The sequence below is a fragment of the Klebsiella sp. RCJ4 genome (assembly GCF_009025755.1).
GTDB classification, from domain to species: Bacteria; Pseudomonadota; Gammaproteobacteria; order Enterobacterales; family Enterobacteriaceae; genus Klebsiella; species Klebsiella michiganensis.
This window is the reverse complement of the sequence record NZ_WCIN01000040.1, coordinates 90,455-110,552: the sequence shown is the minus strand read 5'-3', so window position 1 is coordinate 110,552 and position 20,098 is coordinate 90,455. Positions and strand designations below refer to the sequence as shown.

Sequence of the window (20,098 nt, the reverse complement as noted above, 5' to 3'; positions counted from 1 at the left end):
GAAATTATTGTTGTGGTATAAGAAAAAAGCCCCGAAAAAAGCGACTGGGGTTTTGCAATGGAATCTGCGGTTTGTGAAAAACAGATAAAAAGAGACCGAACACGATTCCTGTATTCGGTCCAGGGAAATGGCTCTTGGGAGAGAGCCGTGCGCTAAAAGTTGGCATTAATGCAGGCTAAGTCGCCTTGCCTTATAAGAATAGTTTACCGTGTCAGGTTTTCCAGTCCGCGACAAAAGTGGACGAATAATTCGTATCAAAATTGCTGATGCCAACAAAAAACCGCCACGCCCGGTATCGGGGGATGGCGGTTTTTTTCATGTAAATACAGCGGGATGCAGGCGGCGCTCAGCAGAGCTTCTGCGCGCGCTCAATAAAGGGCGCCAGGCTCATTTTTTGTCCCGGCTGCTGCGGATCGTCAATCTGGATCACAGAAATCGGCTGCGCGTTGGTTTTACCGTCTTTCATCTGCTGTTCGGCGATGTCGTTTAGCGGGTACTGCACCAGGGTACTGGGATTAATGGCGAACAGCGCGTTGCCCGGACGGCAGGTCAGCATCACCTCTTCACGGTTAAACGCCCAGCTCTCCTTACCCACCTCAAAGCGGCTTACGGTAATCACCTGCGGTGCCGCCAGCGCAGCGCCAGAACTTGCCAGTAACAACATTGTCAGAACGATTTTTTTCATGATTTAACCAGTTTATTCAGAAAGGTTCCCAGGTGGCAAACAGGCTGACGGCAAACAGCGCCAGCGCCCCCAGCGCAATTTCTATCTGCGTGGTGCGCACGATGAGCTGCTCCGCTCGCGTTCCGCCTGCCGACATGCGTGGCACCAGAACATACCGGTTCACCAGCGCAATTGCCACCATTGCCGCCACCAGCGCACATTTGAACAACAGCATACGCCCCCAGGGTGAGGCGCTGATAAGTCCGCCCTGGATCAGCAGCGCATTTACCACGCCGCTGGCGATGGCGCCGGCAACCGCCAGATGCCCGTAGCGCGAAAAACGCATCATGGTGCAGATAGCCGCCTGCCGCCAGCGACCGTGCGCCAGGCGAAGACAGTAGATAAACGGCAGCAGACCGCCAAACCAGCTGGCCACGCAAAACAGATGAAGCGCATGGTTGGTTCGCTGCACTATCCCCAGCCAGCCATCGTTCATTGCGGCATGCCCGACGCCGGCCAGCAGCAGCAGCTGAGCGCAAAACAGCACCAGCAGCAAACGTCCCGGTCGCCGGGGCTTCAGCCAGACCACCGCCAGCGCCACAAAGGCGAGTAAAATTTGCCATACCCACACGCCGCCAAACTGCGTCCCGGCCACCGCCTGCCAGATAGCCAGCTGCCAGACGTCCGGCCAGCCGTTGCCCATCAAGCCGCCCTGCGCCATCAGCATCAGCAGCGCCGACAGCGCGCTTGCTGATAATAAATAGCGCATCAGCGGATAGAAGCGCTGCATCATCAAACGACGTAGGGCCACCGGCGCCCACCATGCGCCGTAGAGGACGCAGCCGAAAGCGACAATCAGCGAAATGAAATGGATAAAGCGTAAGCTGACATAGACTCCACTCAGCATTGGCTTACTTCACGGTAAAGGTGTATTGCCCTTTCGTCTTGTGGCCATCTACGGAGACCACGTGCCAGTTAACGGTATATTCGCCCGGCGTCAACGCCTGCTCAACCGGTACCGTCAGCTGAGCCTTATTGCTGTCGCTGCGGACGGGTTTACCGAGGGTGATGGTCTTCTGCTGCGGCCCGGTGAGGGTTACGCCGCTAAACTGCGTTTCGATGCCTTCGGAGAAGTTCAGCGTCAGCGCCTGCGGTGAAGCGTTCACCACGGTATTGGCCGCCGGAAGCTGTTGTTGGAGATGGGCGTGGGCCGATGCGCCTGCTGCGGTCAGGCAACCGGCGAGAAACAGAGACAGACGCAGCGCGCGTCCGGCGATGATTGGCATAGTTGTCATTCCTTTTTGTTATGTATGTAGCACAGAGAATAACCCTGTATAATGGCGCAGTCGAGCTAAGCGTCTGAGACTTGCCTTTTTGCCGCGTGCTTAGTACTTTTTGCGGCGTTATCAGAGGAGAAACCGATGGAAAAGAACCTGGCTAAACTATCCCAGGAGGAGATGGACAAAGTGAATGTCGATCTCGCCGCGGCGGGCGTCGCGTTTAAAGAACGCTACAATATGCCGGTGGTGGCTGATTTAGTCGAAAGAGAACAGCCCGAGCATCTGCGCGGCTGGTTTCGCGAACGTCTGATCGCCCATCGACTGGCCTCCGTTTCGCTCTCTCGCCTGCCCTATGAACCGAAACAGAAATAATTCCCGTCCCCTGCGGACATCCACGTTGGCAAGACCCGCGCATTCTATTACGCTGGTTTCTTTGGCCTGGAGCGAGCCATGCTGCGCGTAATCGATACAGAAACCTGCGGATTGCAGGGAGGCATTGTTGAAATCGCCTCGGTAGATATTGTCGACGGACACATCACCAATCCCATGAGCCACCTGGTTCGCCCCGACCGGCCTATCAGCCCGCAGGCGATGGCGATTCACCATATCACCGAAGAGATGGTCGCCGATAAGCCGTGGATCGAGGAGATTGTGCCGCTGTATATGGGCAGTCCGTGGTATGTCGCCCATAACGCCAGCTTTGACCGCCGGGTGTTGCCGGAAATGCAGGGCGAGTGGATCTGCACGATGAAGCTGGCGCGCCGCCTGTGGCCAGGCATCAAGTACAGCAATATGGGGCTGTATAAATCGCGCAAGCTCAGCGTCGCGACGCCACCGGGACTGCATCATCACCGGGCGCTGTACGATTGCTATATCACCGCGGCCCTGCTGCTCGATATCATCAACACCTCCGGCTGGACGCCTGAGGAGATGGCGACCATTACCGGCCGCCCGGCGCTGCTCTCCACCTTTACCTTCGGCAAATACCGCGGCAAGCCGGTCTCGGAAGTGGCGGAAAACGATCCTGGCTATTTACGCTGGCTGTTTAATAACCTGGATCGCATGAGCCCCGAGCTGCGCCTGACGCTGAAGCACTATCTCGGGGAGTAATCGGCGCTATACCTCCGCCTGGCCCGGCAGCGTCCCCTGCGCCAGGCCAATCAGAAACGCATACTCCAGCGCCACGCCTTCATAGCTTTTGAAGCGGCCGGATTTACCGCCGTGGCCGGAATCCATATCGGTACACAGCAGCAGCAGGTTATCGTCGGTTTTCAGCTCGCGCAGTTTTGCCACCCATTTTGCCGGCTCCCAGTATTGTACCTGCGAATCATGCAGGCCCGTGGTGACCAGCAAATGCGGATACGCCTGAGCCTGCACGCCGTCGTACGGGCTGTAGCTTTTCATATAGCGGTAATAGGCTTCATCCTGCGGATTCCCCCACTCTTCAAACTCGCCGGTGGTCAGCGGAATCGACTCATCGAGCATGGTGGTGAGGACATCGACAAAGGGAACCTGGGCCACCACGCCGTGGAAGAGCTCCGGCCGCTGGTTCACCGCGACGCCCATCAGCATACCGCCGGCGCTGCCGCCCATGCCGTAGCAAAAACGCGGATCGCCGTAGCCCTGCGCCAGCAGCGCATCGCAGACGTCGAGATAATCGTTGAAGGTATTTTTCTTGCACAAAAACTTACCGTCTTCGTACCACTGCTGTCCCAGCTCGCCGCCGCCGCGAATATGGGCGATAGCGAACACAAAGCCGCGGTCGAGCAGGCTCAGGCGGCTGGCGCTGAAATCCGCATCCATGCTTGCGCCATAGGAGCCGTAGCCGTACACCAGCAGAGGGCTGGCACCTTTGCGGAAATGTTCGTGACGGTAGACCAGCGAGACCGGGACTTCGACGCCGTCGCGGGCGTTGATCCACAGATGCTCGCTGCGGTAGTGGCTGGCATCGAACCCTTTGACTTCCTGCTGTTTCAGCACCCGCCGCTCGCCGGTATTCATATCCAGCTCAAACAGCGTATCCGGCGTCGTCATAGAGGAGTAGCCGTAGCGCAGGCGGGCGGTTTCCGGCTCCGGATTATAGGCAAGCCAGGTCACATAGGCCGGATCGTCAAAGGCAATGCCCTGGGACTCTCTTGTCTTACGATTGATCTGACGCAGGCTGGTCAGCCCGCGCTGGCGCTCTTCCACAACCAGCCAGTCGGTAAACAGGGTAAATCCTTCCAGCATGACTTCGTGACGCGGCGCGATCAGGGTCTCCCACTGCTGCTCATCGCGCAGGGTAGTGCGATAAAGGCCGAAGTTCTTACCCTCACGGTTAGAGCGCAGATAGAAAGCGTGCTGATAGTGATCGAGGCTATATTCATGATCTTTACGCCGCGGTAGAAAACAGACCGGCTCGGCGTCGGTCATTTCCGCATTGAGCAGCAGCACTTCGCTGGTGGTCGCGCTGGCCAGATAGATCACCACAAACTGCTGGGAAGTCGTTTTGTGCACGCTGACGTAAAAAGTATCGTCCTGCTCTTCATACACCAGAACATCCGCACTGGCCGGCGTCCCCAGACGGTGGCGCCAGACCTGATACGGCAGCAGCGTGGTGGGATGTTTGCGCACGTACCACAGGGTCTGCGAATCGTTACTCCAGGCAAAAGCAGGCGAGACGTTCTCCAGCACTTCCGCAAATTGCCGGTCGTCGTTTAAGGGAAAGAAGCGCAGGCTATACTGGCGTCGGGAGAGATAGTCTTCCGCCACCGCCATCAGGCTGTTGTCGGGCGAAACGCCTAATCCGCCGAGGGTATAGAATTCGCTGCCGGCCGCACGCTGGTTGCCGTCAAGCAGGACGTCCCATTCATCCCACTCCTCTTTGACTACGGGCTGGCGTTGATAAATCGCGTACTCGCAGCCCGGCTCGTAGACCTGACGGTAGCGATAGCCATTTTTGCTGTAGGGGGCTGACACTTCGCGCTGCGGAATACGGTCGATAATCTCCTTGAGTACCCTGTCCTGCAGGCTACTTTGCGAAGACATCACTTTTTTGCCGTACTCATTTTCCTGGCGCAGATAATCCAGCACTTCCGCCTGCGAGCGATCGTCATCGCGCAGCCAGTAGTAATTATCGATTCGCGTGTCGCCATGTAATGTCATGGCATGGGGGATCCGTTTCGCTTTTGGTGGCATCTGCTTATTCTTCTGCGGCTTGTATTGAGTACTAAAATTTTCAGGCTGCTTCAAAGCAGCCTGAAGGGTGACGTGACTACACAATATATAAGGGTGGCAAAAGTCGCCAGCGATGCAAGCGAAACGTGCGGATTTAGAGCGTTACGGCCTGTTTTTGCGCCTGAATATCCCGTTCGATATCTTCACGCACTTCCTGCGGGAGCTTCAGCGCTTCGCCGAGGGCGTTCAGATAGCTGCGTTCCATAAAGTGGTCAATATCAATGACCGCGCAGCTGATATAGTAAACTTCAAGCGCCTCTTGCTCGCTGCTGATACCCTGCGCCAGGCTCTGCGGGTCGAGGGGCTGCGCCAGCGCCCGGTCAATTAACACCCGGGCCTGGACGTCGACGTTTGCCGCACGCAGCTGCTCTTCGATATTTGCCCGCTCGCGTTCGTCAATATGTCCATCGCTTTTGGCGGCGAAGACCAGCGCCATAATCAGCCGTTCGCTGCGGGCGTCGAGTTCGGCCGGTGCGGGAGATGGCGCCTGTGCGGGCGCGACATCAGCCGATGCCTGCTGCGCGCTGGCGCGCATCTTCTGCTGATATTTATTCCATAAAACGCTGCCCGCAACCGCGCCGCCGCCGACCAGCAGCGCGCCGGTGCCGTATTTGGCCAACAGCTTGCGCGATGATTTGCTGGCGACCAGCAGCCCGGCCAGCCCGCCAAGCGCGCCCGGCAGGAGTAAATTTTTGCCGCTTGATTGATCGTCAGATGAAGAAGACCGCCCCTGCTGACCCAGCAGAGACTGCAGTTGATTAAGCCAGTTAGCCATACATTTCCTCGTTGCGCGATAAGCGATACCACCAGCCTAAACGACGCGACGTCAGGAAACGTTATCGGCAGCTAAAGATGAGCAAATGTCGCGCCGGGAAGCGCGGGAGCCTGCCGCCAGAACCGCTGGCGGCGGCAGCGTAGCTCAGGCCGCTTTCGCTTTGCGCGGCTTCGCCGGCGCCGGGGCTTCAGATTCGACGACGTCGTCGGTCTTGTCGCCCTCTTCTGCTTCTGCGCGATCGGCTGGCGCCTCGGCGGCCACCTCGGCTTCCGGCAGCTTACCGGAGCGCAAAATATGGTTGAGGGTGTCTTTACGTTCGGCCAGCCACATCGCCATGCTATCGCGCTGCTCTTCATCGAGCGTTAGCGGGCATTCAACCAGCCAGTCGTTCAGTACTTCCGCCAGATCGAGCATTTTGTCATAAGCATCGGCCTCTTTTTTGCTGGCAAAAGACATTTTTTCCTCACCTTCGCGAATCACTACATATTTAATTTCAACCGCCATGATGCAGCCTCTCAGTACTGTATTTTTATACAGTATATCAAATTTCTTCCCCGAACTCAAATGACGCGCATAAAGACATGCGCAAACGTTTTCGTTTATAATGCGGCGCATGTTTTTTTACTGCGGAAGAGAGTTATGACTGTATTAGGTACGGCGCTGCGCCCTGCGGCAACAAAGGTAATGTTGTTAGGTTCCGGCGAACTGGGTAAAGAAGTGGCCATTGAATGCCAGCGCCTGGGAATTGAGACCATCGCCGTCGATCGTTACCCTGACGCTCCGGCCATGCAGGTCGCACACCGTTCGCACGTCATCAATATGCTGCACGGCGAAACGCTGCAGGCGCTGATTGAGCAGGAAAAGCCTGACTTTATCGTGCCGGAAATCGAGGCCATCGCCACCGATACACTGGTCGCGCTGGAGCAGGCCGGGCAGAAAGTCGTCCCCACCGCGCGCGCGGCAAAGCTCACCATGAATCGCGAAGGGATCCGCCGCCTGGCCGCTGAAGAGCTGAAGCTGCCGACCTCCGCCTACCGTTTTGCCGACAGCGAACCCGCCTTCCGCGAAGCCGTCGCCGGGATAGGCCTGCCGTGCATCGTCAAGCCGGTAATGAGCTCATCGGGTAAAGGCCAGAGCTTTATTCGTTCCAGCGAACAGCTGGCTGACGCCTGGCAGTATGCGCAGCAGGGCGGCCGCGCCGGAGCCGGACGCGTTATCGTTGAAGGCGTGGTGAATTTTGATTTCGAGATTACCCTTCTCACCGTCAGCGCCGCGGATGGCGTACACTTCTGCGCGCCGGTCGGTCATCGCCAGGAAGATGGCGACTATCGTGAATCCTGGCAGCCGCAGCAGATGAGCGCGCTGGCGCTGGAACGCGCGCAGGAAATCGCCCGTCAAGTGGTGCTGGCGCTGGGCGGCTACGGCCTGTTCGGCGTCGAACTGTTCGTCTGCGGTGATGAGGTGATTTTTAGCGAAGTCTCGCCGCGCCCGCACGACACCGGTATGGTCACGCTGATTTCACAGGACTTATCCGAGTTCGCCCTGCACGTTCGCGCCTTCCTCGGCCTGCCGATTGGCGCGATTCGCCAGTACGGCCCGGCGGCCTCGGCGGTGATCCTGCCGCAGCTAACCAGCCAGAACGTCACTTTCAGCAATATTCAGGCCGCGGTCGGCGCGGGGCTGCAGCTGCGTCTGTTCGGCAAGCCGGAAATTGACGGTTCGCGTCGTCTGGGCGTGACGCTGGCGATAGCCGATAACGTTGAGGAAGCGGTTGCGCGCGCCAAAGCGGCGGCGTCAGCGGTCGTGGTCGCAGGATAAAAAAAAGCCCGGTCGCAGACCGGGCCTCTGGTGAGTGCGCGAAGATTACTTCGCGCCTTCTACCGCCTCACGAGCCAGTTTGGTGATACGGTCGTAATCACCGGCTTCCAGCGCATCCGCCGGCACCAGCCAGGAGCCGCCGATGCACAGTACGCTGTTCAGCGCCAGATAGTCGCGATAGTTCGCCGGAGAGATGCCGCCAGTCGGGCAGAAGCGAATGTGCGCGAACGGGCCGCCAATCGCCTGCAGCGCTTTCACGCCGCCGTTTGCTTCTGCCGGGAAGAATTTGAACTCTTTCAGGCCATACTGCATACCCAGCATCAGCTCGGATACGGTGCTGATCCCCGGGATCAGCGGAATGGTGCCTTCGCCGGTCGCCGCTTTCAGCAGGGATTCGGTCAGGCCAGGGCTGATAGCAAACTGCGCGCCCGCTTCGGTCACTTCTTTCAGCTGCTCAACGTTAGTGACGGTACCGGCACCGACAATCGCTTCCGGGACTTCTTTGGCGATCGCGCGGATAGCATCCATCGCGCACTCGGTACGCAGGGTCACTTCCAGTACGCGTACGCCGCCTGCAACCAGCGCTTTCGCCATTGGCACAGCGTGTTCCAGCTTTTTCACCACGATTACCGGTACTACCGGACCGGAGGTGAGGATTGCTTCTGCAGTTGTTTTCCAGTTTTTCATCAGATTTTCTCTCGCCAGATCTATAAATCGAATCGTCTTAAAAATTGATGCAGGTTGCGCCCTGTTCTGCTCCGGAGAGTTTCTCACGCAGCGCACCGAACATTTCCCGGCCGGTTCCCACGCGCGAACCGCTCAGGTCAGGAATATGCGCCTGACGCGCGGCCAGCTCTGCGTCATCGACCAGCAGCGTTAGCTCGCCCGTCTGGCCGTTGACGCGGATGATATCGCCATCGCGTACCTTCGCCAGCAGGCCCCCATCGTACGCTTCGGGCGTCACGTGGATCGCCGATGGCACTTTGCCTGATGCGCCGGAGAGACGACCATCGGTTACCAGCGCAATTTTGAAACGGCGGTCCAATAATACACCAAGTGGCGGCATAAGTTTATGTAATTCTGGCATGCCGTTCGCTTTTGGCCCCTGATGACGGACGACAACCACGCAATCTTTGTCGAGCAGCCCCGCTTCAAAGGCGGGCAGTACGTCATGCTGGCTCTCGAAAACCACCGCAGGAGCTTCAATAATCTGGTTTTCAACCGGCACGGCGGAGGTTTTCATGACCGCGCGTCCGAGGTTACCGCTCAGCACTTTGGTGCCGCCGTGGCGAGAGAACGGTTTGTCAAACGTGGCGATAACCTGTTCGTCCAGCGGCGCGGTCGCCCCTTCGCGCCAGTCAAGTTCGCCGTTATTAAGCCAGGGCTCCATGGTGTAGCGAGAGAGGCCGAAGCCGGCCACGGTGTGAACATCTTCATGCAGCAGGCCGCCTTTCATCAGCTCGCGCACCAGCACCGGCACGCCGCCAGCCGCCTGGAAGTGGTTAATATCCGCCGGGCCGTTCGGGTAGAGGCGCGCCAGCAGCGGCACCACGTCAGAGAGATCGGAGAAATCATCCCAGTTAATGATAATCCCTGCCGCCCGCGCCATAGCCACCAGGTGCATGGTGTGGTTGGTAGAGCCGCCGGTTGCCAGCAGCGCGACAATCCCGTTGACCACCACTTTTTCATCAAACATTTTGCCCAGCGGCATCCACTCGTTACCGTTGCCGGTCAGGCGGGTCACCTGGCGGGCGGCGGCGGCGGTCAGCGCTTCGCGCAGCGGCGCATCCGGATGCACGAATGACGATCCGGGCAGCTGCATCCCCATAAACTCAACCACCATCTGGTTGGTATTGGCGGTACCGTAGAAGGTACAGGTGCCAGGCGCATGGTAAGACGCGGCTTCGGACTCCAGCAGCGCCATACGATCCACTTTGCCTTCCGCATAGAGCTGACGAATGCGTACTTTTTCTTTATTCGCCAGGCCGCTGGCCATCGGCCCGGAAGGGATAAAGATGGACGGCAGGTGGCCGAACGACAGCGCAGCCATCGCCAGGCCGGGGACAATTTTATCGCAGACGCCGAGGTAGAGCGCGCCGTCAAACATGTTGTGCGACAGGCCAATCGCGGCGGACATGGCAATCACTTCGCGGCTGAGCAGCGACAGCTCCATCCCGTCCTGCCCCTGCGTCACGCCATCGCACATCGCCGGAACGCCGCCGGCGACCTGGCCTACCGCGTTCGCAGAGTGCAGCGCTTTGCGGATAATGTCCGGATAGCGCTCATAGGGCTGGTGGGCGGACAGCATATCGTTGTAGGAGGTAATGATGGCGATGTTATTGCGCAGCATGCTTTTCAGCGAGGCTTTGTCATCCGCCTGGCAGGCGGCAAAGCCGTGGGCCAGGTTACCGCATGCCAGCTGGGCGCGATGAACGGTGTCGGTTTTGGCCTGGTTAATCCGGGCGAGGTAGGCTTCGCGGGTATCGCGCGAGCGTTCGATGATGCGATTTGTTACCCGTAACATTTCAGAATTCATAAAGGCTCCTCAAATTTCATCTGTCCGGCCGCAGCGCTTTAGCGGTACTTTTAGGGGCTTAGGGCACCAGTACTGGGGCTCAGGGGCAAAATATCTGCAGGCAGTGTAATAAAAAAAGCCCCGGGGGTGAATCCTCCGGGGCTTAAAAGATTAAAAATTACGCGACTTGCTGCGTCAGATCATGTTACCGGTAAAATAACCCTGACGGAGGAGCTGGCGATTACTCAAACTCGTTCCACGAACGACCATCGCGGGTGATCATCGCCACGGAGGCAACCGGCCCCCAGGTACCCGCCTGATACGGTTTCGGCGAATCGCGATCGGCAGCCCAGGCTTCAGTGATGGAGTCGACCCACTTCCACGCCTCTTCCACTTCATCACGACGGACGAACAGCGCCTGGATACCGCGCATCGTTTCCAGCAGCAGGCGCTCGTAGGCATCCGCCAGGTGGGTTTGATTAAAGGTTTCCGAGTAGCTCAGATCCAGCTTGGTGATCTGCAGGTTATGCTTGTGGTCAAGTCCGGGAACTTTGTTCAGCACCTGGATATCCACCCCTTCATCCGGCTGCAGACGAATGGTCAGCTTATTCTGCGGCAGCTCTTGCCAGGTCTCTTTGAACAGGTTCAGTTCCGGCGTTTTGAAGTAAACCACGACTTCGGAACACTTGGTCGGCAGACGTTTACCGGTACGCAGGTAGAACGGTACGCCCGCCCAGCGCCAGTTGTCGATATCCACGCGGATCGCCACGAAGGTTTCTGTATGGCTGGACTTGTTGGCCCCCTCTTCCTCGAGGTAGCCCGGCACTTTTTTGCCCTGGGCAAAACCGGCGGTGTACTGGCCGCGCACCGTTTTTTCACGCACGTTGGTGCGGTCAATGCGGCGCAGCGATTTCAGCACCTTCACTTTTTCATCGCGGATGCTATCGGCAGTCAAGTCTGACGGCGGGGACATGGCAATCATGCACAGAATTTGCAGCAGGTGGTTCTGGATCATGTCGCGCATCTGCCCGGCCTGATCGAAGTAGCCCCAGCGGCCCTCAATACCCACCTCTTCCGCCACGGTGATCTCGACGTGATCGATGGTGCGGCTGTCCCAGTTATTGACGAACAGCGAGTTGGCAAAGCGCAGCGCCAGCAGGTTCAGCACCGTCTCTTTACCCAGATAGTGGTCGATACGGTAGACCTGGCACTCTTCAAAGAACTCACCCACCCGATCGTTGATCTCGCGGGAGGTTTCCAGGGAGGTACCCAGCGGTTTCTCCATCACCACGCGGGCCGGCTTGGCGTTCAGCTTCGCTTCACCCAGACCTTTGCAAATCGCGCCAAAGGTGCTCGGCGGCATGGCGAAATAGTTAATGGTCACCCGCTCTTTTTGATCGAGCATTTTGCCCAGACGAGTAAACGCTTTGGTATCGTTGACATCAAGGTTACAAAAATCCAGACGCCCGCTCAGGGTCTCCCACAAACCTTCATCGATTTTCTCCTTCATGAAGGTTTCCATCGCTTCACGCACTACCTTGGTGTAAGCGTCTTTGTCCCAGTCGGCGCGACCGACGCCGATGATGCGGGTGTCAGGGTGGATCTGGCCCGCTTTTTCAAGCTGATACAGGGAAGGCAGCAATTTACGTCGCGCCAGGTCACCCTTCGCGCCGAAAATGACCAGATCGCATGCCTGGGCCGTTTGCGTTACCGCCATGTCATTCTCCTTAGTTGATAGCCCGGTGCTTATGCCAGACTATAGTTGTATTTGTAATTTTCTTTCACTGCATCGTACTGTGTTTACGAATTTCCCGAAACCCTCAGCGGCCGTTCCCGCTGCTAAATCGCACAGGGTGGAAAACAGAGGCTGAGATTTTGGGCATGCGGCTAATATTGTTCGTTGTTTCGACCGATTATCAGTTAGTAAAATACGACTCTGATCATGTAATGAAAAAAAACAACATATTTTCAGGTCATTCCTCACCGTTTCCGACTACGGAGGGGTATATTCTTGCTAAAACGCCTGATGATTTCACCCATTAATGAAATCGCTTCCATTGATGAGCGCCCGATTACCCATGAATATGCTGGAAAAAATCCAGTCCCGGCTGGAACACCTTAGCAAATCTGAACGCAAAGTGGCGGAAGTCATCCTTGCTACCCCCGCGCAGGCCATTCATTCAAGTATTGCCGCCCTGGCGCTGGAAGCCGGCGTCAGCGAGCCCACGGTTAACCGTTTCTGCCGCAGCCTGGAAACGCGCGGTTTCCCGGATTTCAAACTGCATCTTGCACAAAGCCTGGCGCACGGTACGCTCTATGTTAACCGCAACGTCGATGAAGACGACAGCGTTGAGTCCTATACGGGAAAGATATTTGAGTCAGCCATGGCCAGTTTAGATCAGGTCCATCATTCTCTCGACATGTCGGCGATCAATCGCGCGGTTGACCTGCTCACGCAGGCGAAGAAAATCGCCTTTTTTGGCCTGGGCTCTTCGGCCGCTGTAGCCCACGACGCGATGAACAAGTTTTTCCGTTTTAACGTGCCGGTGATCTATTCCGACGACATCGTCCTGCAACGCATGAGCTGTATGAACTGTAATGACGATGATGTGGTGGTGATCATCTCGCATACCGGCAGGACTAAAAGCCTGGTGGAGCTGGCCCAGCTGGCCCGCGAAAACGATGCGATGGTGATCGCGATTACCTCCCCCGGCACGCCGCTTTCCCGGGAATCAACGCTGGCGATTACCCTGGACGTACCGGAAGATACCGATATCTATATGCCGATGGTCTCCCGCTTAGCGCAGCTGACGGTAATTGATGTCCTGGCGACCGGCTTCACCCTACGGCGGGGAGCAAAATTCAGAGATAACTTGAAGAGGGTCAAGGAAGCGCTCAAGGAATCGCGCTTTGATAAAGAGCTCAGCGTACACAGCAATGACCAATAAAAGTAGAAACAAAGCACTATCCTATTACACCGTCGGTAACGTTCCGGTATAGCGACTTTGCTCGTCGGCGCTACCGAATCCATGTTCACGCAACACCAAAGTTGTTTCAGTCAACGGAGTATTACATGTCCAGAAGGCTTCGCAGAACCAAAATCGTGACTACCTTAGGCCCGGCTACCGACCGCGATAACAACCTTGAGAAGGTTATTGCCGCAGGCGCTAACGTGGTACGTATGAACTTCTCTCACGGCACCGCGGAGGATCATCAGATCCGCGCGGATAAAGTCCGTGAGATTGCGGCGAAACTGGGCCGTCATGTCGCGATTCTCGGTGACCTACAGGGGCCGAAAATCCGCGTTTCCACCTTCAAAGAAGGCAAAATTTTCCTCAATATCGGCGATAAATTCCTCCTCGACGCAAACCTGGGTAAAGGCGAAGGCGACAAAGAGAAAGTCGGCATCGACTATAAAGGGCTGCCGGCTGACGTGGTTCCGGGCGACATTCTGCTGCTGGACGACGGCCGCGTACAGCTGAAGGTCCTGGAAGTTCAGGGCATGAAGGTGTTCACCGAAGTCACCGTCGGCGGACCGTTGTCCAACAATAAGGGTATTAACAAGCTGGGCGGCGGCCTCTCTGCCGAAGCGCTGACGGAGAAAGACAAAGCGGACATCATCACCGCCGCCAAAATTGGCGTCGATTACCTGGCCGTCTCCTTCCCGCGCTGCGGCGAAGACCTCAACTACGCTCGTCGCCTGGCGCGCGATGCCGGCTGCGATGCCAAAATCGTCGCCAAAGTCGAGCGCGCGGAAGCGGTATGCGATCAGGACGCGATGGATGACGTGATCCTCGCCTCCGACGTTGTCATGGTGGCCCGCGGCGACCTCGGCGTGGAAATCGGCGATCCGGAGCTGGTCGGCATCCAGAAGGCGCTGATCCGCCGCGCCCGTCAGCTGAACCGCTCGGTCATTACCGCGACGCAGATGATGGAGTCGATGATCACCAACCCGATGCCAACCCGCGCCGAAGTCATGGACGTGGCGAACGCCGTGCTGGACGGCACCGACGCCGTGATGCTGTCGGCAGAAACCGCCGCGGGCCAGTATCCGTCTGAGACCGTTGCCGCGATGGCGCGCGTCTGCCTCGGCGCGGAAAAAATCCCCAGCCTCAACGTCTCCAAGCACCGCCTGGACATTCAGTTCGATAACGTGGAAGAAGCCATTGCGATGTCCGCCATGTACGCGGCGAACCACCTCAAGGGCGTCACCGCTATCATTACTATGACGGAATCCGGTCGGACCGCGCTGATGACTTCCCGCATCAGCTCCGGCCTGCCGATTTTCGCGCTGTCTCGCCACGAGCGCACGCTGAACCTGACCGCGCTGTATCGCGGCGTGACCCCGGTGCATTTCGATAGCGTCAATGACGGCGTAGCCGCTGCGCACGACGCGGTAACGCTGCTGCGTGATAAAGGCTATCTGGTGACCGGCGACCTGGTTATCGTCACTCAGGGTGACGTGATGAGCACCATCGGTAGCACCAACACCACCCGCATTCTGACCGTCGAGTAAGCCTCTCCACCTACCTGCCAGCGCCGCAGCTGGCAGGTATTTTTTTGCCTCCTCGCCCGCTAAACTACGCAAGCCAGCTCAACAATAGCGTGGCGGTAATCACCGTCGACGCGCCGCCGATACGGGTGGCTATCTGGGCAAAAGGCATTAATCCCATTCGGTTTGATGCCGAGAGAATGGCAACGTCTCCCGTCCCCCCGAGCCCGCTGTGGCAGCTGGTGACGATGGCCGCTTCGACCGGGTACATATTCAGCCGAGAAGCGATAAGAAAGCCGCTTAGCGCCATCGCAATGACGATTGAGCCGCAAACCACCACGTAGCCAACCGAGAAGACCGCGACCACGCTTTCCAGAGGAACATACAGCATTCCCAGGCCTATCATCAGCGGCCAAACCAGCGCGGCGGAGACGAACTTGTAGCAGCTGTGCGCCCCCAGTTCCATCGCCGCCGGGATAACCTTCGCGTATTTGCAAAATACCGCGGCCAGAATCATCAGCACCGGCCCCGGAATATGCACCACCTTTTCCAGCAGACCGCCGACGATAAAAAACGCGCAAATCATTAATAATCCGGCCCCCATCAGCTGGAAATCCGTGGGCTGCGCGCGCTGATTTTGCGCAAAGACGCTGTTATCTTCATGGCTGCGGATCAGCATTCCGCTGCCGGAGAGCGAAGGACGTCGCGTCCCCATGCGCGCCAGAAAACCGGCGCAGATGATGGCGAAAATGTTGCCCACCACGGCAGCCGGCGCCAGCTGCGCCACGTAAACGTCGGGCGTTTGCCCGAGAATAGCTGAATAGGCCAGCGAGAGGGGCAGGATCCCTTCACCGATACCGCCGCCGATGATCGGCACGATAATAAAGAAAAAGGTGTGGTAGAAACTGTAGCCAACCAGGCTGCCCACCAGCAGGCCGGTTAAGATCGCCGCCCCGGTCCCCACCACCAGCGGGACAAACATACGTACCATTCCCTGAATCAGGATGGTTCTGTTCATGCCCAGAATGCTGCCGACGACCAGGCAGGCGATGACGAAATAGAGGAGGTTGGCCTCTTTCATCAGCAAGTGCACGGTATCGAGGGTATGCGCTTCGAACATGCCGAAATAGACCAGCACCGACGGCGTCATCAGGCACAAAATGGCCGGGCCGCCAACCTCCTTGAGGATCGGCACCATTCGGCCAATTTTAGCCAGCGCGAACCCCAGGGTCATGATTACCGCCAGACCGCCAATCATGTTCTTCGGCAGCAGGCCTGCGGTCGCGGAGATGGCAACAATTGCGGCTATCCCGATAAATAGCGCCAACGGCACGGCGCCGACCTCAATATTGGATAAAAGTCGTGGCGCCTGCCCGCTCGGCAGCGTTTTATCTATCGGGTGGTTGAGTGAGTTATTTTCCATATTTTTACCTGAATAATGATGTCACGTAGGGTATCGACGCAATATAAAAAGCGCGCAATCAAATAAATAAAAAAGTGCCAGGCAAAATACCAATGAAACAAAAAAACGTTAACACAGGACGTTAACATTAAAAATAAAATCCAGGTTTTACTGTCGTGCTTTGTGACTAAAGCATAATATTTATTTTAAGTAATTTAATTTATTATCCGGAAACTAAAGTTACCGGCATCGGTATAGTTGAATAACAGAGAGATAAAGTGATGATTCTGTCCTTTTTTCTCTATTTGTAAGTAAAGTATTTAAGGCGAAATTATTTAAACCCCAGCGACTGTGATGACTATCACCTTTTAAATATTATGGGATCGCTAGATTAAAAAAACACAACGTAGCCGATAATATATTTTCAGGACATCTTATGCCTTCACTGCTCTTAGAATCCCTTTTTCCCCTGGTGTTTATCATGCTGCTCGGATGGCTAAGCGGTAAGCTGGGCTATACCCGCCGCGAGGATGCGTCCGTACTGGCCACGGTGGTCATTCGTTTCGCGCTTCCCTTCCATCTTTTTATCGGCGCACTGAATACTCATCCCGATAAGATAAAAAACTTCACCTTTATGGCGGTGTTAGTCATCGGTCTGATGGGGTCATATATCCTCACGCTCCTGATCTCACGCTATGTTTTTCGTCATGATATTAAAACCAGCGCGATTCAGTCCCTGGTGTGCGCGTTCCCCGACATGGCCTACTTTGGCGCTCCCGTGCTTGCGGTGCTGATTGGTCCGGAGGGTTTTCTCGGCGTGCTTATCGGTAACCTGGTGACCAGCGTATTGATGATCCCCCTGACCATCATCCTGATTCGCATGGGTGACAAGCGCGGCCGCGCTGACGCGGAACAGCCTAATCCGCTGCGGCTTATCCTGCAAAACCTGTTTAAAGCCGTCCGAAACCCGATTGTCTGGATACCGATTTCCGGGGTACTGCTCAGCCTTGCCGGAGTACAGCTGCCGCACATGCTGAGCATGCCCATTGAGATGGTGGGAAAAGTGGCGGGCGGCCTCTCCCTGTTCGCCCTTGGGCTGCTATTTTACGGCGAACGTCCTACGGTCAATATTCAAACCTGTACCAATATCAGCATCAAGAATCTGCTCCAGCCGGCCATGATGGCCGTAGCCGGCCTCGCCTTCGGGCTCAGCCATAGCCTGATGCAGCAGGTCATTATCATCGGCGCGACGCCTTCCGCCATTGCGGCAGGGATGTTTGCCCTGCGCAGCGATACCTATATCGAGCCCGCCTCTTCCTCTATTTTGCTCGGTACCGCAGTGGGCGTCGTCACTGAAGGATTCATGATTTATTTAATCTCTTAATCACTGAAATAAAGCCCGAAGAATTCCGGCAATTATTTATTATGATATTCAGGAGTCATCAAATGTTAGCCACAGAAACCTTATATACGCCCTATAACGGCGCCGTGCTGCTGGAAAACCCGTTATTAAATAAAGGTCTCGCGTTTACTGAAGGTGAACGGACCGCGTTTAATCTTCAGGGTCTGCTGCCGCATAATGTCGAAACGATTGAAGAGCAAACCGCACGCGCGTGGGGGCAGTTTTGCCAGTTTAAACGGGATATTTCGCGCCATATCTACCTGCGAAATATTCAGGATACTAACGAGACCCTATTCTATAATCTGCTGCGCAGCCATATGAAAGAAACGCTGCCAATCATCTATACCCCAACGGTAGGTGAGGCATGTGAACACTTCTCTGAAATTTATCGCCGGGGACGCGGTCTGTTTATTTCATGGCCTAACCGTCACAACATTGATGAGATGCTGCAGGGCTTTTCCCGCAATGATATCAACGTTATTGTGGTGACCGACGGCGAGCGCATTCTTGGCCTCGGCGACCAGGGGATTGGCGGCATGGGGATCCCGATTGGTAAACTCTCGTTATATACCGCCTGCGGGGGTATACACCCGGCATCAACGCTCCCCATTATGCTGGACGTGGGCACCAACAACGCCCAGCATCTTGAGGACCCGCTGTATATGGGCTGGCGTCATCCGCGTATAAGCGACGAGCAGTACATGGAATTTATGGACATGTTTGTCCATGCCATCACGCAGCGCTGGCCCAATGTGCTACTACAGTTCGAAGATTTTGCGCAAAAAAACGCCACCCGGCTTCTTAACCGCTATCGTCACCAGCTGTGCTGTTTCAACGATGATATTCAGGGCACGGCAGCCGTGACCTCAGGCACGCTGATCGCTGCCGCCGCTGCCGCCGGTACGCGGATCCGCGATCAGCGCGTGGTGTTTCTCGGCAGCGGATCGGCCGGATGCGGGATAGCGGAAAAAATCATTGCGCTGATGGTTGATGACGGGCTCTCAGAGCAGGAAGCGCGCAATCGCATCTTTATGGTCGACCGCCCTGGCCTGTTGACCGATGAGATGCCGGATTTGCTGGATTTCCAGCAGGGCCACGTCACGCCGCGGAAAAATCTTACCCGCTGGGATACCGATGCGGCCCACCTGTCACTGATGGATGTTGTACGCAACGTCCATCCCACCGTACTGATTGGCGTATCCGGCCAGCCGGGACTGTTCAGCGAAGAGATTATCAAAGAGATGCACCGGCACTGCCCGCGTCCGATTATTATGCCGCTGTCCAACCCGACCTCCCGCGCCGAAGCCCAGCCGAAGGATCTGCTGGAATGGACCCGGGGGAATGCGCTAATTGCCACCGGCAGCCCGTTCGCGCCCGTATTCTATGACGGTAAGACCTACGATATCGCACAGTGCAACAATGCCTATGTTTTCCCCGGTCTGGGGCTAGGGATTCTGGCCAGCAAAGCGGCGCGCGTGACCGAAGGGATGCTTATCGCCTGCAGTAAAACCCTGGCCGCCCACTCGCCTTTGGCCACCCGCGACGCCGGCGGATTACTGCCGCCGGTCGACGAGATTGAGATGATTTCCCGGGCAATTGCCGCAGAGGTCGCACGCGCGGCTCAGCAGGATGGCGTCGCGCCGCAGATTGACGAGGCTCAGCTGGCCGCGAATATCGATAAAATGTTCTGGCGAGCGCGCTACACCGCGTATAAACGATCGCCATTTTGATCGCCATCCCAGACACATATTACGGGAAGCGCGCCGGCTTCCCGCCGCACCGGGAAACCCCGCATGATTAATGTGCTGATTGTCGATGATGATTCCATGGTGGCCGAGCTGAACCGGCTGTTTCTCAGCCGGGTGGCGGATTTCCACTGCTGCGGCGTGGCCCCCACGGTCCGCGAAGCCAGGGAGATGCTTAGCCATTTGGCGCAGGTCGATCTGGTGCTGCTGGATGTCTACATGCAGCAAGAGAACGGGCTGGATCTGCTGCCCGCGCTACGCGCCGATGCGCGAAATATTGATGTCATTATGATTACCTCCGCTGCCGATAGGTGCACGGTTCAGACGGCGCTGCATTATGGCGTGGTCGATTACCTGATTAAACCGTTTCAGTTTCCGCGCTTTGAGGAGGCGCTGTTGTCATGGCGTAAAAAGCGCGATCTGAAGAATGCGAAATCCAGCTACGCCCAGGCCGATGTGGACAGCCTGCTGCGCAGCGGGGTTCAGCAGCAGGAAAGCGCACGCCGCTTGCCGAAAGGACTTACGCCGCAGACGCTTCGTCTGGTGTGCCAGTGGATTGACGCCTGGCAGGAGCGTGACTTTTCGACCAATGAACTGGCCGCGGCGCTGCAGATATCCCGGGTCTCATGCCGCAAATATCTGATTTGGCTGGAGCAGATAAATATCCTCTACACCACCAACCATTACGGCATCACCGGTCGTCCGGAATATCGTTACCGGCTCGTTGCCGAACATTTGACGCTACTCAAACAATACGGCCAATGAACCCGGTGAGGCCATTGGCTGCGA

The 20,098-nt window shown here is 56.8% G+C and carries 18 protein-coding genes; 8 read left to right on the top strand and 10 right to left on the bottom strand.

Annotated elements, in window-relative coordinates; translation table 11 throughout:
• Positions 1 to 346 precede the first annotated feature (346 nt).
• From F8562_RS17690 to yobA, 3 genes are read right to left on the bottom strand one after another with little or no spacing between them, the layout of a single operon-like run.
• Positions 347 to 685, bottom strand: coding sequence for a YebY family protein (locus F8562_RS17690; protein ID WP_004103344.1), 339 nt, complete (start codon positions 683 to 685; stop codon positions 347 to 349).
• 16 nt (positions 686 to 701) lie between these two features.
• Complete coding sequence (gene copD / locus F8562_RS17685; protein ID WP_151891929.1) at positions 702 to 1,571, bottom strand: copper homeostasis membrane protein CopD; 870 nt, start codon at positions 1,569 to 1,571, stop codon at positions 702 to 704.
• A gap of 4 nt (positions 1,572 to 1,575) precedes the next feature.
• Positions 1,576 to 1,950, bottom strand: a complete 375-nt coding sequence (yobA, locus tag F8562_RS17680) for a CopC domain-containing protein YobA (protein WP_014229838.1) — start codon at positions 1,948 to 1,950, stop codon at positions 1,576 to 1,578.
• A gap of 135 nt (positions 1,951 to 2,085) precedes the next feature.
• On the opposite strand from yobA, the gene F8562_RS17675 reads away from it, so the two are divergent.
• Together F8562_RS17675 and exoX are read left to right on the top strand one after the other, a co-directional pair.
• Positions 2,086 to 2,316 (top strand): DNA polymerase III subunit theta, encoded by a 231-nt coding sequence (locus tag F8562_RS17675; protein WP_004103351.1) that lies wholly within the window; start codon positions 2,086 to 2,088, stop codon positions 2,314 to 2,316.
• A 78-nt stretch (positions 2,317 to 2,394) separates the two neighbouring features.
• Entirely contained in the window at positions 2,395 to 3,054 is a 660-nt protein-coding gene (exoX, locus tag F8562_RS17670) for an exodeoxyribonuclease X (RefSeq protein WP_014229839.1), read from the top strand.
• A 6-nt stretch (positions 3,055 to 3,060) separates the two neighbouring features.
• Here exoX and ptrB read toward each other — a convergent pair whose 3' ends face one another.
• The 3 genes from ptrB to F8562_RS17655 all read right to left on the bottom strand — a co-directional run bounded on the left by ptrB (position 3,061) and on the right by F8562_RS17655 (position 6,439).
• On the bottom strand, positions 3,061 to 5,121 hold the full coding sequence (gene ptrB, locus F8562_RS17665) for an oligopeptidase B (RefSeq protein WP_014229840.1): 2,061 nt from the start codon (positions 5,119 to 5,121) through the stop codon (positions 3,061 to 3,063).
• 133 nt (positions 5,122 to 5,254) lie between these two features.
• The gene (locus F8562_RS17660) at positions 5,255 to 5,935 is read right to left on the bottom strand and encodes a tellurite resistance TerB family protein (RefSeq protein ID WP_014229841.1); all 681 of its coding nucleotides are present in this window, start codon (positions 5,933 to 5,935) and stop codon (positions 5,255 to 5,257) included.
• Between the two features lie 144 nt (positions 5,936 to 6,079).
• Positions 6,080 to 6,439 (bottom strand): YebG family protein, encoded by a 360-nt coding sequence (locus F8562_RS17655; RefSeq protein WP_014229842.1) that lies wholly within the window; start codon positions 6,437 to 6,439, stop codon positions 6,080 to 6,082.
• 135 nt (positions 6,440 to 6,574) lie between these two features.
• Here F8562_RS17655 and purT point away from each other — a divergent pair, with 135 nt between their 5' ends.
• Positions 6,575 to 7,753 (top strand): formate-dependent phosphoribosylglycinamide formyltransferase, encoded by a 1,179-nt coding sequence (gene purT, locus F8562_RS17650; protein WP_004852102.1) that lies wholly within the window; start codon positions 6,575 to 6,577, stop codon positions 7,751 to 7,753.
• Between the two features lie 45 nt (positions 7,754 to 7,798).
• Here purT and F8562_RS17645 read toward each other — a convergent pair whose 3' ends face one another.
• From F8562_RS17645 to zwf, 3 genes are all read right to left on the bottom strand, one after another.
• Positions 7,799 to 8,440, bottom strand: coding sequence for a bifunctional 4-hydroxy-2-oxoglutarate aldolase/2-dehydro-3-deoxy-phosphogluconate aldolase (locus F8562_RS17645; RefSeq protein WP_004103368.1), 642 nt, complete (start codon positions 8,438 to 8,440; stop codon positions 7,799 to 7,801).
• Positions 8,441 to 8,477: 37 nt separating this feature from the next.
• Positions 8,478 to 10,289: a phosphogluconate dehydratase gene (gene edd / locus F8562_RS17640; protein WP_014838823.1), complete on the bottom strand. Its 1,812-nt coding sequence runs from the start codon at positions 10,287 to 10,289 to the stop codon at positions 8,478 to 8,480.
• Positions 10,290 to 10,509: 220 nt separating this feature from the next.
• Positions 10,510 to 11,985: a glucose-6-phosphate dehydrogenase gene (gene zwf / locus F8562_RS17635; protein WP_004122041.1), complete on the bottom strand. Its 1,476-nt coding sequence runs from the start codon at positions 11,983 to 11,985 to the stop codon at positions 10,510 to 10,512.
• A 325-nt stretch (positions 11,986 to 12,310) separates the two neighbouring features.
• On the opposite strand from zwf, the gene F8562_RS17630 reads away from it, so the two are divergent.
• Complete coding sequence (locus F8562_RS17630) at positions 12,311 to 13,216, top strand: MurR/RpiR family transcriptional regulator (RefSeq protein ID WP_161505349.1); 906 nt, start codon at positions 12,311 to 12,313, stop codon at positions 13,214 to 13,216.
• Positions 13,217 to 13,341: 125 nt separating this feature from the next.
• Positions 13,342 to 14,784: a pyruvate kinase gene (gene pyk / locus F8562_RS17625; protein ID WP_014229845.1), complete on the top strand. Its 1,443-nt coding sequence runs from the start codon at positions 13,342 to 13,344 to the stop codon at positions 14,782 to 14,784.
• Positions 14,785 to 14,848: 64 nt separating this feature from the next.
• Here pyk and F8562_RS17620 read toward each other — a convergent pair whose 3' ends face one another.
• The gene (locus tag F8562_RS17620; RefSeq protein ID WP_014229846.1) at positions 14,849 to 16,183 is read right to left on the bottom strand and encodes a 2-hydroxycarboxylate transporter family protein; all 1,335 of its coding nucleotides are present in this window, start codon (positions 16,181 to 16,183) and stop codon (positions 14,849 to 14,851) included.
• 415 nt (positions 16,184 to 16,598) lie between these two features.
• Here F8562_RS17620 and F8562_RS17615 point away from each other — a divergent pair, with 415 nt between their 5' ends.
• From F8562_RS17615 to dcuR, 3 genes are all read left to right on the top strand, one after another.
• Complete coding sequence (locus F8562_RS17615; RefSeq protein WP_032694924.1) at positions 16,599 to 17,546, top strand: AEC family transporter; 948 nt, start codon at positions 16,599 to 16,601, stop codon at positions 17,544 to 17,546.
• A 62-nt stretch (positions 17,547 to 17,608) separates the two neighbouring features.
• Positions 17,609 to 19,294, top strand: a complete 1,686-nt coding sequence (locus F8562_RS17610) for an NAD-dependent malic enzyme (RefSeq protein WP_014838826.1) — start codon at positions 17,609 to 17,611, stop codon at positions 19,292 to 19,294.
• A gap of 63 nt (positions 19,295 to 19,357) precedes the next feature.
• The gene (gene dcuR / locus F8562_RS17605; RefSeq protein ID WP_014838827.1) at positions 19,358 to 20,074 is read left to right on the top strand and encodes a two-component system response regulator DcuR; all 717 of its coding nucleotides are present in this window, start codon (positions 19,358 to 19,360) and stop codon (positions 20,072 to 20,074) included.
• The last annotated feature ends 24 nt before the right edge of the window (positions 20,075 to 20,098 follow it).